The 12,841-nt window shown below is 34.7% G+C and carries 10 protein-coding genes and 1 tRNA gene; 7 read left to right on the top strand and 4 right to left on the bottom strand.

The window, feature by feature from the left end; translation table 11 throughout:
* The first annotated feature begins 351 nt into the window (after window positions 1-351).
* The 6 genes from OOK84_RS05470 (at window position 352) to OOK84_RS05445 (ending at window position 8,359) form a co-directional block, all read left to right on the top strand.
* Window positions 352-1,338, top strand: a complete 987-nt coding sequence (locus OOK84_RS05470) for a tyrosine-type recombinase/integrase (RefSeq protein WP_264731460.1) — start codon at window positions 352-354, stop codon at window positions 1,336-1,338.
* 193 nt (window positions 1,339-1,531) lie between these two features.
* Complete coding sequence (locus OOK84_RS05465) at window positions 1,532-2,119, top strand: lysophospholipid acyltransferase family protein (RefSeq protein ID WP_319803092.1); 588 nt, start codon at window positions 1,532-1,534, stop codon at window positions 2,117-2,119.
* 51 nt (window positions 2,120-2,170) lie between these two features.
* On the top strand, window positions 2,171-2,440 hold the full coding sequence (gene rpsT / locus OOK84_RS05460; protein WP_006279236.1) for a 30S ribosomal protein S20: 270 nt from the start codon (window positions 2,171-2,173) through the stop codon (window positions 2,438-2,440).
* 80 nt (window positions 2,441-2,520) lie between these two features.
* Window positions 2,521-3,771 carry a citrate synthase gene (locus tag OOK84_RS05455; protein ID WP_264732584.1) on the top strand — a complete coding sequence of 417 codons (1,251 nt, stop codon included), beginning with the start codon at window positions 2,521-2,523 and terminating at the stop codon, window positions 3,769-3,771.
* A 1,015-nt stretch (window positions 3,772-4,786) separates the two neighbouring features.
* The gene (polA, locus tag OOK84_RS05450; protein ID WP_264731456.1) at window positions 4,787-7,360 is read left to right on the top strand and encodes a DNA polymerase I; all 2,574 of its coding nucleotides are present in this window, start codon (window positions 4,787-4,789) and stop codon (window positions 7,358-7,360) included.
* 51 nt (window positions 7,361-7,411) lie between these two features.
* On the top strand, window positions 7,412-8,359 hold the full coding sequence (locus tag OOK84_RS05445) for a hypothetical protein (RefSeq protein WP_264731454.1): 948 nt from the start codon (window positions 7,412-7,414) through the stop codon (window positions 8,357-8,359).
* A gap of 37 nt (window positions 8,360-8,396) precedes the next feature.
* On the opposite strand, the gene OOK84_RS05440 is transcribed toward OOK84_RS05445, so the two are convergent.
* The 4 genes from OOK84_RS05440 to OOK84_RS05425 form a co-directional block, all read right to left on the bottom strand.
* Entirely contained in the window at window positions 8,397-9,176 is a 780-nt protein-coding gene (locus OOK84_RS05440; protein WP_264328846.1) for an exodeoxyribonuclease III, read from the bottom strand.
* On the bottom strand, window positions 9,176-9,883 hold the full coding sequence (locus OOK84_RS05435; protein ID WP_264687969.1) for a uroporphyrinogen-III synthase: 708 nt from the start codon (window positions 9,881-9,883) through the stop codon (window positions 9,176-9,178). The genes OOK84_RS05440 and OOK84_RS05435 overlap by 1 nt, the downstream gene beginning before the upstream one ends.
* Before the next feature lie 245 nt (window positions 9,884-10,128).
* Window positions 10,129-10,644 (bottom strand): hypothetical protein, encoded by a 516-nt coding sequence (locus tag OOK84_RS05430; RefSeq protein WP_264732582.1) that lies wholly within the window; start codon window positions 10,642-10,644, stop codon window positions 10,129-10,131.
* A 70-nt stretch (window positions 10,645-10,714) separates the two neighbouring features.
* Window positions 10,715-10,799, bottom strand: a tRNA-Leu gene (locus OOK84_RS05425).
* A 62-nt stretch (window positions 10,800-10,861) separates the two neighbouring features.
* Here OOK84_RS05425 and tldD point away from each other — a divergent pair.
* Window positions 10,862-12,280, top strand: coding sequence for a metalloprotease TldD (tldD, locus tag OOK84_RS05420; RefSeq protein WP_264731451.1), 1,419 nt, complete (start codon window positions 10,862-10,864; stop codon window positions 12,278-12,280).
* Window positions 12,281-12,841 lie beyond the last annotated feature (561 nt).

Raw genomic sequence — 12,841 nt, 5'->3', positions numbered from 1 at the left:
ATTGTATATATTAAAAATTTATTAACACCCATAACACTAACGTAATTGAAATCTCTATCTGTCCATGTTAGAATTATAATAAATGTTATGTTATAATAAATATAGATAGATACAGCTAAGAAGTATTCTATATTTATAGTAGAGCTCACTTTATAAGGTGTTTTTTATAGATTTGACGTTATAATTTAACTATGATAAGAGTAAGATTAAATTTAAAAAAAAGGTTAAAGCAAAGGTTTGTGATGTTCACTCTATTGATAAATGCCTTATTTGTCTCATATTTTCTCATAAGACACATAGGAAACACTTCCAATCAAATTATAGCCAAAGAAATAAATATAGGAGCTGATAATGAAAAATAAACAGTCGCAAAATAAAAAAGAAAATCTTTACATAACATATTACATAGATGCTTTGGCTTCAGAGAGATCCGCTACACAAAATACTCTGGAAAGTTATCGTTCGGATTTACACCAGTTTGAAGAATTTTTATTAGAAAGCGGCACTACCTTGGTTGGCGTAAACAAAACCAATATTAAAGATTATGTGAAATATCTATGTACACAAAAAAAATATAAAAGTAGCTCTATATCAAGAAAAATATCCGCTACGAAAAATTTCTATAAGTGTCTATTTAATGACGGAATAATAGATTTTAATCCAGCACCGGCTAATGATGCTGAATTAAAGAATCCAAAAGTTTCTCGTCCTTTGCCTAAGTATTTAAGTGTCGAAGAAATATTTTTGCTAATGGACGCAGTGAGAAAATCAGCAAGCGAATCGAATAAAGAGATAAGCAGTAAAAGGCTATGTGCGATTTTAGATATCCTTTACTCTTCTGGAATGCGTGTTTCTGAACTAATTGATATGAAGTTATGTGAAGTGTCACATTTAATAAACAGTAATAACAAAGAATGCTATATAATAATAAAAGGAAAAAGTGGTAGAGAGAGGCAAATTCTTTTTAATGAACAAGCATTGCAGAGCCTTAGAAATTATTTATCAGTTCGTGACAATCTGATCCCTAACGAAAAGGAATCCGATTGGCTATTCCCAGGTGATAAACCTAATAAACCAATTACAAGGCAGAGGGTCGGTCAATTAATGAAGGAGTTAGCAAGAAAATGCAATATTGATGAAAATAAGATCTCTCCACACGTGATTAGGCATTCTTTTGCTACCCATCTACTGGATAGCGGAGCAAATATTGTGTTGATACAGAAAGTTCTTGGCCATACTAACCTTTCTACAACACAAATATATACTCATATTGCTAACGAAAAGTTAAAGGACAAATTAGCTGATTCGCATCCTATTACTCAGATGATCAATAATTAAACTTATTGCTTTTAATTTGTAGTAAAGTTAAATTCAAATAAGTTTATGTGAGTTTGTGATTTCGAGTTTATTGTTTAATTTCTTCCTTATATTATGGGAAGTATTCTATACTTTAATTGCTCTCCCTGTAATTTTCTTTCCTGAGTATGTAATAACCATTTTCCTCGTCTGTTCGGTGAGAGTTGTATTATTCATGCTGCGTTTATTATGTGGCATTAAATATGAAGTGAGGGGAATGGAAAACATTCCTAAGCAACCTTTTATCATTGCATCTAAACACCAATCTCCATTTGAAACATTTATTTTTATACTACTATTTAGAAAAGCGGTTTTTATTTTAAAACGTGAATTGAAATGGATTCCATTCATTGGTTTACATCTTATAGTGCTGAAAATGATTTTTATTAACCGTTCAGATGGTATCAGTGCTATACGCCATATAATTAAACTAGCAAAAATGCGTATAAAAGAAAATAGAAGCATAATAATATTTCCTGAAGGTACAAGAACGACTATAAACCAAAATATAAAATATCAACCAGGTATTGCTGCTTTATATAGCGTATTATCTGTTCCTGTGTTACCGGTTGCTTTAAACACTGGTTTGTTTTGGCCAAAAAGCATACTTTCTCTGAGAAAGAATCCCGGAAAGGCAGTAATAGAAATATTGCCCCCAATATATCCTGGGTTAAACAAAAATGAATTCTTGCAAAGTTTAGAAAAAATTATTGAAGAGAGAAGCAGTAGATTAACCATAGAAAAAACTGATATTGCAAATTAACAAAAAAACTTTATAATTAAAAAAAAAGTACAGTATTTTAGGTATTAATATATGGCAAATCATAAGAGTGCTAAAAAAATGATAAAGGTAATAGCAAAGCGCACTTTAATAAATAAGATGCGGAAAAGTAAAACTCGCACCGCTATTAGAAAATTGGTTGATATAATCAAGTCTGGCGACAAAGAAAATGTTGTTCTGGCATTTCGGAATGCTGAATCTAATTTACACAAGTGTGTGAATAAAGGTGTTATTCATAGGAATACTGCTGCGCGTAAAATAAGTCGCTTAAATGCAAAAGTAAAAGCATTGATGACCGCTTAATACGGTTAATGTAAAGTTAACTGTATTAATATATACTCTTCAGTTTGTATATTCTGTATAAAATTTAAGTAGCTTAAGTGATGGATAAAAAAGTGCTATTAGAACTAAGTAATGGATTAAAAATTGAGCTACCCATATTAAGTGGAACAATAGGTCCTGACGTGTTAAATATCAAGGATTTATATAAGACGACAGGATTATTCACTTATGATCCGGGGTTTGTTTCCACAGCTTCATGTTCTTCTTCGATTACATTTATTGATGGAGATGAAGGAGTTCTTAAATATAGGGGACATGATATAGCTGATTTGGCAGAGAATAATAGTTTTACTGCTGTGATTTATTTATTACTCTATGGTGAACTACCCAGTTCAGAGCAACACAAAAAATTTCTTCTCAAAATACAAGAATCATCCAAAGTATCAGAGCAAGTTACAAATGTAATCAAAGCATTTCCAAAAACTGCTCACCCTATGTCGATTTTAGTTGCATGTTTTGCAAATTTGTCAGCATCTTACAATGAAACACATGGCAACAATGTCAATGGTGAAGATTTAGATTTTGGAATTTCTGCAATAGCACAAGTTCCTGCAATTGTTGCAATGATTTATAGGCATATCAACAATCAGGAATTCATAAATGCTAACAATGAATTAAGTTACAGTGAAAATTTCTTAAAGATGATATTTGGCGATGCTGTTGATAATGATAAAAGCGCCCTTTTTGCAAAAGCTCTGGATAAAATATTTACTCTCCATGCTGATCATGAACAGAATGCTTCTACGGCGGCTGTCAGATTGGTGGGATCGGCTGGCTCTAATCTGTTTGCAAGCCTCTCTGCAGGAGTTGCTACACTTTGGGGACCAGCACATGGTGGAGCTAATGAAGCAGTTATAAATATGCTAAAAGAGATAGAGCAAAGTGAAGATATAGATAAATTCATCGAAAAAGCTAAAGATGATAAAGATCCATTTAAATTGATGGGATTTGGACATCGTGTTTATAAAAATTATGATCCGCGCGCGCGGATATTGAAAGACGCTTGTCATGAGGTTCTAAGTAAACTAGAACAAAATAATGAATTGCTCAAAATTGCAAAAAAACTTGAAGAAATAGCTTTAAAGGATGAATATTTTATCGTGCGTAAGTTATATCCAAATGTTGATTTTTACTCAGGTATAATAATGAATGCTATCGATATTCCCTCAAATATGTTCACGCCTATTTTTGCACTTGCAAGAACCACTGGTTGGGTTACTCAGTGGTATGAAATGATAAATGATAAAGAAACTAAGATCTGTAGACCAAGGCAACTCTATTTTGGTAAATAAATTTATTTTCACTTCATTAGACTTCTTATATAACCCAAGCTAAGTAGAAAAAAGGTATAGCTAACACGTCATACCGTGATTTATTCACGGTATCTCTAGATCCCGCTAACAAGTAGCGGGATGACGAGATGCCACCGCGAACCGTCATACTGCCGCAGACCGTCATACCGCGATTCATTCGCGGTATCTCATCCGCTAACACGTAGCAGGATGACGAGGTTATCGTCATACCACCGCGAACCTTCATACCGCCGCGGTATCTCACCCGCTAACAAGTAGCGGGATGACGAGATGCCACCGCGAACCGTCATACCGCGATTCATTCATCGTCATACCGCGATTCATTCGCGGTATCTCTAGATCCCGCTAACAAGCAGCGGGATGACGATTGTCGTTTAGCCACAAATATTAAGAAATTTACCAAATAAAAAAAAGGCAAAAGAAGCCCCGATTAATATCTATTTAAAAACATTGGCGTTTTTTAAGTCTTAAACACTGCAATTTAGCTGCTTTTAAATACAACTTACCTTAGCTAAAATGTTTAAGAAATTTACTAAGCAGAAAAAAAGGCAAAAGAAACCCCGTGTTAGCTAGTTGTCACTCTCTAATCCTGCAAATTGGCGTACTATACTGTCTTAAACGACTTATAAGCGCGTTTCAGCTTATATAGGCAAAAACCTAGAAATGTTGTGAAGACATAAGGTGCACATAGTGCAAAAAATTAAAAATAAGACGCCAACCACGTTGTTTTCTTGCTGTTTAATCTGCACAGATGAAGATAACTGAATACCTTCAGTTTCATGATAAGTGGGCTGGCGGAGTTTGTCAAGTAAGTTTTTTCGTTTCTATTCCCAATAAAAGTTCGTCATATGGTTATGCAAGAAGTCTAATTGGTATAACCATGCATGAATGCTATTTTCGGCAGAATCTCTTACAATGCTCAAAAGCAGAAAAACAAAAACTTGATTTTCGCAGCTAAATAGTGGACCATCAAAAGCACGCATAAATATCTACAATGAAAGAAAAAACTTTCACAATCATCGATGGCTATGGTTTTCTTTTCAGAGCTTACTATGTACTACCTCACTTAATTACCACAACAGGAATGCCAATAGGTGGTGTATATGGCTTTCTGAATATGGTTCTTAAGTACATTGCCCATTCGGACTACTTAACTATAGCACTTGATGCAGGAAAAAAGAATTTTAGGCACAATTTATATCCTGAATACAAAGCAAACAGAGTAACGCCTCCTGAGGATCTAATTCCACAGTTCACCATACTGAGGGAAGCGGTAGAAGCTTTTAACCTCAGCTATGAAGAAATTGAAGGTTATGAAGCAGATGACATAATCGCAACACTAGCTGCAAAATACGCCAACCACCAAGACTTTAAAGTGGTAGTCGTTTCATCAGATAAAGATTTATTTCAACTCTTGAACCACAATATTTTAATATTCGACCCCATTAAAAATATATATATAGATGAAAAACAAGTAATAGAAAAATTTGGTGTAAACTCACACAAGCTTCTTGATTTATTTTCTCTAACTGGTGATGCATCTGACAACATTCCAGGCGTTCCGGGAATAGGTCCGAAGACTGCAGCTAAATTACTAGATGAATTTGATTCATTGAATAATATTATAGAGAACATTGATAATATCGAGCAAACGAGGATTCGTAATATTCTTGCTGAACATAAGGAAAAAGCGCTAATTTCAAGAGAACTTTTATCACTATGCGAAAAAGTAGACCTTCAACATGATATTGCAAAATGTGAAGTTCGCCCTCCAAATATGGAAAAACTATTATCCTTTTTAAAGAAGTATGAATTCAATTCCTTAATAGGTAAAATAGAAAAGCTTTTTTCCTATAATGTATCTAGCACAAAAGAGAAAATAGAATATAGTAGTGAAGAGTTAGAGAAATTTTTGGAGCATTGTAGATATGAAGGCAAAATTGCAATTCATTACCACCTTGAAAACAATGTATTAAGTCTATCTTATAGCGAAAGTAATATTTTTTGTATAGAGCAAGATAGCATACAAAATGCACTCATTACAATCAACTCAACTTTACTCTCAAATGGGGTGCTTAAAATAATACATAACATTAAAGAGATGAGGAAAATCTTCCCTGCAGTGGAGAAGATGCTAGATTCAGTTGATGATTTGATGATAATGTCGTATAGCTTGGATACAGGAAAACATGATCACAGTATTCCAAACATAGTTGCGCATAATTTGAGTGAAAATGCAGAAATTTTCTCGGCAAAAACTTTAATAGCAATTCATGAAAAGCTAAAGCAAAGGTTATTTCAGGAAAAATTGTTCACAATTTACGAGCGCTTCGATAAGCCACTTATGAAAGTAATATTTGATATGGAGAAAAATGGAATATTGCTGAACATACAAAAATTACAGGAGCTGTCCGATAAATTTCAGCAGGTAATTGCCGTGCTTGAAGATGAGATATATAACTTAGCAGAGGAAAGATTTAATATTGCTTCGCCAAAGCAATTAAGTGATGTTTTATTTAATAAAATGGGGCTTAATAAAAAGAAAAAGTCAAAATCTGGATTGTATAGCACCAATTATGAAGTTCTAGAGGCACTCGAAGAAGAAGGGGTAGAAATTGCAGGTAAAATTTTAAGTTGGCGACATTTAAGTAAATTGAAGAGTACCTACACTGATGCATTAATAAAACAGGTTGATCCGCTCGATGATAGAATACACACAAGCTTTTCAATAACTGCAACTGCAACTGGAAGGCTGAGCTCCAGCAATCCTAATTTACAGAATATTCCTATCAGAAGCGAAGAGGGAAATCTTATCAGACAAGCATTTATTGTGCCAAAAGGGTGCAAGATAATCTCTGCTGACTATTCGCAAATAGAATTGAGGCTCCTGGCACACGTTGCAAACGTTGCAGCATTTAAAGAAGCTTTTGCAAACGGACAAGATATTCACGATATCACCGCTAGGCAAGTTTTTGGAGTGCAAGAAATAGATGAGCAATTAAGACGCAAAGCAAAATCCATTAATTTTGGAATTATATATGGAATCAGCCCGTTTGGCCTTGCAAAACGGCTTGGAATTACCATTGCGGAAGCTGCTGAATACATTAATTACTATTTTTCCTGTTACCCAGAAATAAAGGTCTATATGGAAAAAGCAGTGTCTATCGCAAGATTGCATGGTTATGTAGAAACTTTGTTTGGCAGGAGATGCTTTGTAAGAGACATAAACAATACAATTCCTTATGTAAGACAATTTGCAGAAAGGGCAGCAATAAATGCACCACTGCAAGGAACCGCTGCTGATATAATAAAACGTGCGACGATTCAGCTTTTTGATCAGTTAAAAGTAGGTAAAATAATCCTCCAAGTTCACGATGAACTACTGGTTGAAGTAGAAGACGAAAAGGTACAAGAAACAGCAAAACTTATGAAAGACGTAATGGAAAATGCAATAGAAATTTCTATACCACTTGAAGTGGAAGTAAAAATTGGCGACAACTGGGGTCTAAATTCTCTTAATTATGATTTAAACATTGCGAATTCTAGGAGTATAAATCATTTGAACTAATACGAAAAATATGCTACAATTATAGCATAGGTAAATGCAAATAGGTCAGCCATGACAGGTATATTAGTTCCACAAAAAGAGAATGCAAAACCTTCAGAGCCATCTGCTCAGGTAATGGAGGATGAAGTAATCTTTAAGGAGGAACATAAGGCAATCTATGATGCCTTTATACAGTCGCTAGAAAACAGAGTACAATCTGAAGAATTAAAGGAAGATGATGAGACAGTACTTGCTTTCATGCTAAGTCAAAATCAGATCATATTCAAAAATGTCAAGCTAGAAGATGTAAAACCACTAAGTGAAGAAAATTTTCTTCAGTTTTTACTTTCCGTATTTGAAAAAATTAGAGAAAAAAATTTAGCTAGTGAAGAGAATTTAAAGAATGACAAAATAAAGCAAGAAGTAGCTGAATGTGTAGCTGATATACGCGGTACAGAAGCTAAAGATTCACTCATAAAGCTTGCTGGGTGGCCGCTTGGAGTAAAGATAGACCCAAAAAATATTTCCAGCTCTTTTATGAATGGGGTGAAAGAAAAAATACCATTCTTAGGTAAAGGTAAAAAAGAGGAGGATGAACCACCACTCAGTGATGAAGAGATGGCAACAGCATTCTTACGTAAGATTTTTCTTCCTATTTCTTTTTCCATTGCTTCAATATTAATTTTTGGTCCTACTACACTCGCGATAGTTGCTGCCGTTATTGGTACAATATTCGCCATAAAAGGGGGAGTTGAGGTTCTTTTTTCAAATGACAAAGAAGGTACTTTATATAACCCTCATTCACGAGATGAAAAGAAAAAAGAAGGATGGGATGGGAAAATTCTTGATGGTATTAGTAAAATTTTAGGATCCAAAGTTAATGAAACTGGGCAGGGTAATCAACCTGCTGTAACAACTGAGGAGCAACTTACTCAAAAGAGTGAGCAGTCTACTGTGCTTGAACAAGTTACTTTAGATCAGCAAAAAACCACAGGGCAGCAACCAAGTAAGACTACCTAAGTTTGCCAATAAAGTGAGTTGTGTAAGAGGTCTACTATTATTCTATAACGCATACAACAGGAGTATGATCAGATGGATTTTCTAGCTTACGCAATCTATCATCTATGTAGCATGTTTCCAATTTATCTACAGCTTGTGGCGATAATAGCATATAATCTATTCGCATTCCTTGATTGTTTCTGAGTGAATTGCCTTGATAATGCCACCAAGTGAATTGTTGCAAATTGGGGTGGGATATTCTAAACGTGTCTTTAAACCCAAGATTCAAGATTGCTCTTAACTTCTCACGTTCTTTTATATGAAAGCACACTTGGCCATTCAATAAATTTGAATCAAAAACATCAATTTCATCCAGTGCAACATTATAATCGCCAGCTATAATAGTTAACTCTTCATTTTTCAACAAAGTGCTCATCCTTTCATATAGGTTATCAAAAAACTTGAGTTTATACTCAAACATATGAGAGTCTGGGCTTTGACCATTTGGAACGTATACACTTCCTACCCTTACCTTATGATTGGTGTGTTTTATCACACATTCTATATAACGTGCTTCTTGATGACTCTCTACAACATCAATTTTTAATTTTTCCAGTATCGGATATTTAGATAAAACACAAACGCCATTTCTTGCAACTTGTCCATAGATAGCATATTCATATCCTAACTTTTCTATCTCTACATAAGGAAATTGCTCTTCCGTACATTTTATCTCTTGCAGCAAAACTATATCTATCTGACTGTCAACTATAAAACTACAAAGTTGGTTAACTCTTTTACGTATGGAGTTTACATTCCAAGTTGCAATCTTTAGCATCAACAATCCTTATTAATTATATCAATTAAACTCTCCCCAGTAGGCAACCTCGATGTTATAATTTTTTTCCATTTGATTAACCTTAAACTATCAGCAATGTTTTTACTCATGGTATATGCAACTGTATTATTCATCACATGAGATAGCCCACTTTTTAGAACTAATGAACAAAATACCCTTGCTGTCTGTGAGGAAAAAAAAGCAACACTATCAATTTTACCATCCAACAGTAAATTTTTACACCTATTAGTTAGACTCCTTTTTATAATTGTTTTATAGAGTACAACTTCTCTTACATTAAAATCTTCTTCAGATAATCTCTTTTTTAGGTCACATGATACTTCTTGTCCCCTTATATACAAGAACTTTATTGCGTTTGAATAATGAGCTTTTATGAATGATATCAGACCATCAACGTTGCTGTCTGCTGAGATTATATCAGAAAATCCCAAATTTTTTGCAGCCTGCATGGTTGAATTACCAACTGTAATAATCGGAAAGTCATCCTCTTTGCATATTTGACTAAAAGCCTTTACACTGTTTTTACTTGTAGATATCACAACGTCAAATTCGTACGCAGATATATCAGGATTTAAGTACTTTATTGTGAATACTGGTTCTATAAAAACTTTGTATCCATACTTTCTCAATATATTTCTTGTATTGAACGAATCCAATAAAGGCCTCGTTAATAAAATAGACTTCATTCTGATTTATTTCACTACTAGTAAAATAGTACCCTTTATACACAAATTACTGAATAAAAATTTTTATTTTGATGGCTTGAGCAACTATTCAAGTAATTGATGTTGAAATAAGGATACTCAGTCCCCTATTTACCACTAAGCTTTAAATTCACTTATACTTTTCTAATGCTAATTACGTTGAGCTCTTTTGAATGGCTCCCTTCAATGGAATTATATAGCTAATATTCCTGTATAAGTCGAATGGGTTAATTTATTGATGCATGATAATTAGGCCCAGCTATCGCGGTTTGAATGTTAATTTGATCACTAGCTTTGAGATTATCATTTTTATCTATTTGTGGCTTACTAATCATAGTCCGAACGATATTAGCTGCCATAAAGGCACAGCCTAGAATAAAAAAGGCAGTAGAAACAAAAGGAATGATAGGAGATTCGAGAGGCAATATAGATGCAATTCCTCCTATTAAAAACGAAACGTTAGATGTAATATCAAGACAGATCTTTGTTAGTTTTTTTTGTCCTGCTACACCAAGTTGCTTCTGCTGTAGGAAATGATCCTTTAATGACCATATATTTAAAGCAAACGAAAGTACACTTAATATAGTGCCGGCAATACTAAAATACAGACTTAAGACAGGAATACTAAAGGCTAATGCTGCTATATATCCAATAAAAGAAGCAGTAGATAGTGTAGTAACTAAGCGTTTCGAGTAAGTTCGTACCTTCTTTCTGTAGGCTAACTTATCTTTTTCACCATACATAGCATAAATATTACCTAATACGTTATATTGTAGCATTAACTAATTCAACAAGCAATATGGAAGCTAAGAGTGCCCGAGAGAAGACTTGAACTTCCACAACTTAAAAAGTTACTAGCACCTGAAGCTAGCGCGTCTACCAATTCCGCCACCCGGGCTTTTTATAGTTTACTATGTTAAAGTTAAATAATATACTTAAACAATTTTTAGTTCAAAGGTAATGCCAAATCTAGACCAAATATTTTTCGCTCAAAACAATGTTAATATTAATAACGTATATAAAATAGTCAATAACGCTTTGAGCAATAGCGATGGTGGTGAGCTGTTTCTAGAATTTTGCCAGTCGGAGTCCCTAGTTTTTGATGACAATATATTAAAACACGTGGATTTGAATACCAGAAGGGGATTTGGTTTAAGGTCTTTTTGTGAGGATAGTACATCTTTCGTTTGTTCTTCTGAGATTAGCGAAAAAGAAATTAGTAATGCTGCTTCTATGGTAAAAAGCTCAGTGTCTTTAAACAAGACAAATTTAATAAATTTAAACGAAGAGACAAAAAGCCTATATTCGAGGATTAACCCTACAAATGAAATGGATCTGAATTCAAAGATTAAACTACTCAATGAGGTTAATGAGTATGTAAGGTCCAAAAATAACTGCGTGAAGCAAGTAAAAATAACTCTAAGTGGAGAATGGCAAGTCGTACAAATAATAAAGGGTGATCACAGATTAAGCGATATCAGGCCTCTGGTACGTTTTAATGTGCTAGTCATTGTAGAAAAGGATGGCCGTACTGAGAGAGGCTACGCAGGAAACGGTGGAAGGGATTCTTATAGTAAGTTTATTTCTGAGAAAAAGTGGAAAGAAGTTGCAAACCAGGCTTTGGAACAAGCACTGGTAAATCTTGAAGCAATTCCAACTCCAGCCGGAGAAATGACAGTTATTCTAGGTCCGGGCTGGCCGGGAGTATTGTTGCATGAAGCTGTGGGTAATGGACTCGAAGGCGATTTTAATCGTAAAGGAGTCTCAGCATTTTCAAATTCTATTGGTAAACAAGTAGCAGCTAGTGGCATCACAGTAGTTGATGATGGAACTCTGCCTAATTTGCGTGGTTCTATTAGCATAGATGATGAAGGTACTCCACCCAGTTATAATGTGTTGATAGAGGATGGAATTCTCAAAGGCTACATGCAGGATCATATGAATGCTAAACTCATGGGTGTGAATCCAACTGGTAATGGTAGAAGAGAAAGTTATAAAGAAGTTACTATGCCGCGCATGACAAACACCTATATGTTACCAGGGAAACATACGCCGGAAGAAATAATATCTAGCGTAAAGAAAGGTCTGTATGCAGTAAATTTCGGTGGTGGGCAAGTTGATATAACGTCAGGGAAATTTGTTTTTTCATCTTCAGAAGCTTACTTAATAGAAAATGGTAAAATTACACAGCCAGTCAAAGGAGCAACACTAATTGGTGATGGGCCAACAGTGCTAAAAAAAGTATCCATGGTTGGCAACGACTTAAAGTTGGACCCCGGTGTTGGCACATGCTCAAAAGATGGACAAAATGTGCCCGTTGGAGTTGGTCAACCAACACTCAAAGTCGACGCAATAACTGTTGGTGGAACTGAGATATAGATAAGGGCTAAAACGGGTTCCAGCGCATGACGAACAATTGTACAAATATTGTAGCCGTTATTCAAGTAGCCCGCAGAAACGAAAAAACTTACTTGACAAACTTCGCCAGCCCCCTTATTATGACAATAAGGGTATTTATGACTCAAAACTTGTTTTTGACCTGCAGGCTCAATGACAAAATTCAGTAAAAAACTTAGGGTATTTTTTGGCGGATTACATAAAATTATAGCGGCTGCATGTCTTTTTTATTTTTTCTACATTCAGCCAAATCGCGCTTATTTTAAGCGTTAGCACATTATTACAGCGCCACTTACAGTAATATAGAGTCAAAACTCGCACCACGGGGCTTCTTTTGCCTTTTTTTCCGCTTGGTAAATTTCTTAATGTTTGTAGCTAAAGCAATTTAAGAGACCGAAAATGATGTCATTCCAGCGCGTGACGCTGGAATCTAGTCTTTATTATGCAGCCACTTATTTAAAGTTAAGTTTTCTGGATCCAAGTAGTCAAGCTACTCGGATGACACCCTCTTGGATGGAAACCAGTGTCAGCTACTTTCATGAC

Source organism: Wolbachia endosymbiont (group A) of Sphaerophoria taeniata, from assembly GCF_947250735.1.
Classification (GTDB): Bacteria; Pseudomonadota; Alphaproteobacteria; order Rickettsiales; family Anaplasmataceae; genus Wolbachia.
Note: the sequence above shows the minus strand (reverse complement) of the source record. Positions and strands in the feature narration are given on the sequence as shown.

Bases quoted from the DNA above. Each gene is read 5' to 3' on its own strand.
- OOK84_RS05470 (WP_264731460.1), top strand. From the start codon at position 352: ATGAAAAATAAACAGTCGCAAAATAAAAAAGAAAATCTTTACATAACA.
- OOK84_RS05465 (WP_319803092.1), top strand. From the start codon at position 1,532: ATGCTGCGTTTATTATGTGGCATTAAATATGAAGTGAGGGGAATGGAA.
- rpsT (WP_006279236.1), top strand. From the start codon at position 2,171: ATGGCAAATCATAAGAGTGCTAAAAAAATGATAAAGGTAATAGCAAAG.
- OOK84_RS05455 (WP_264732584.1), top strand. From the start codon at position 2,521: ATGGATAAAAAAGTGCTATTAGAACTAAGTAATGGATTAAAAATTGAG.
- polA (WP_264731456.1), top strand. From the start codon at position 4,787: ATGAAAGAAAAAACTTTCACAATCATCGATGGCTATGGTTTTCTTTTC.
- OOK84_RS05445 (WP_264731454.1), top strand. From the start codon at position 7,412: ATGACAGGTATATTAGTTCCACAAAAAGAGAATGCAAAACCTTCAGAG.
- OOK84_RS05440 (WP_264328846.1), bottom strand. From the start codon at position 9,176: ATGCTAAAGATTGCAACTTGGAATGTAAACTCCATACGTAAAAGAGTT.
- OOK84_RS05435 (WP_264687969.1), bottom strand. From the start codon at position 9,883: ATGAAGTCTATTTTATTAACGAGGCCTTTATTGGATTCGTTCAATACA.
- OOK84_RS05430 (WP_264732582.1), bottom strand. From the start codon at position 10,644: ATGTATGGTGAAAAAGATAAGTTAGCCTACAGAAAGAAGGTACGAACT.
- tldD (WP_264731451.1), top strand. From the start codon at position 10,862: ATGCCAAATCTAGACCAAATATTTTTCGCTCAAAACAATGTTAATATT.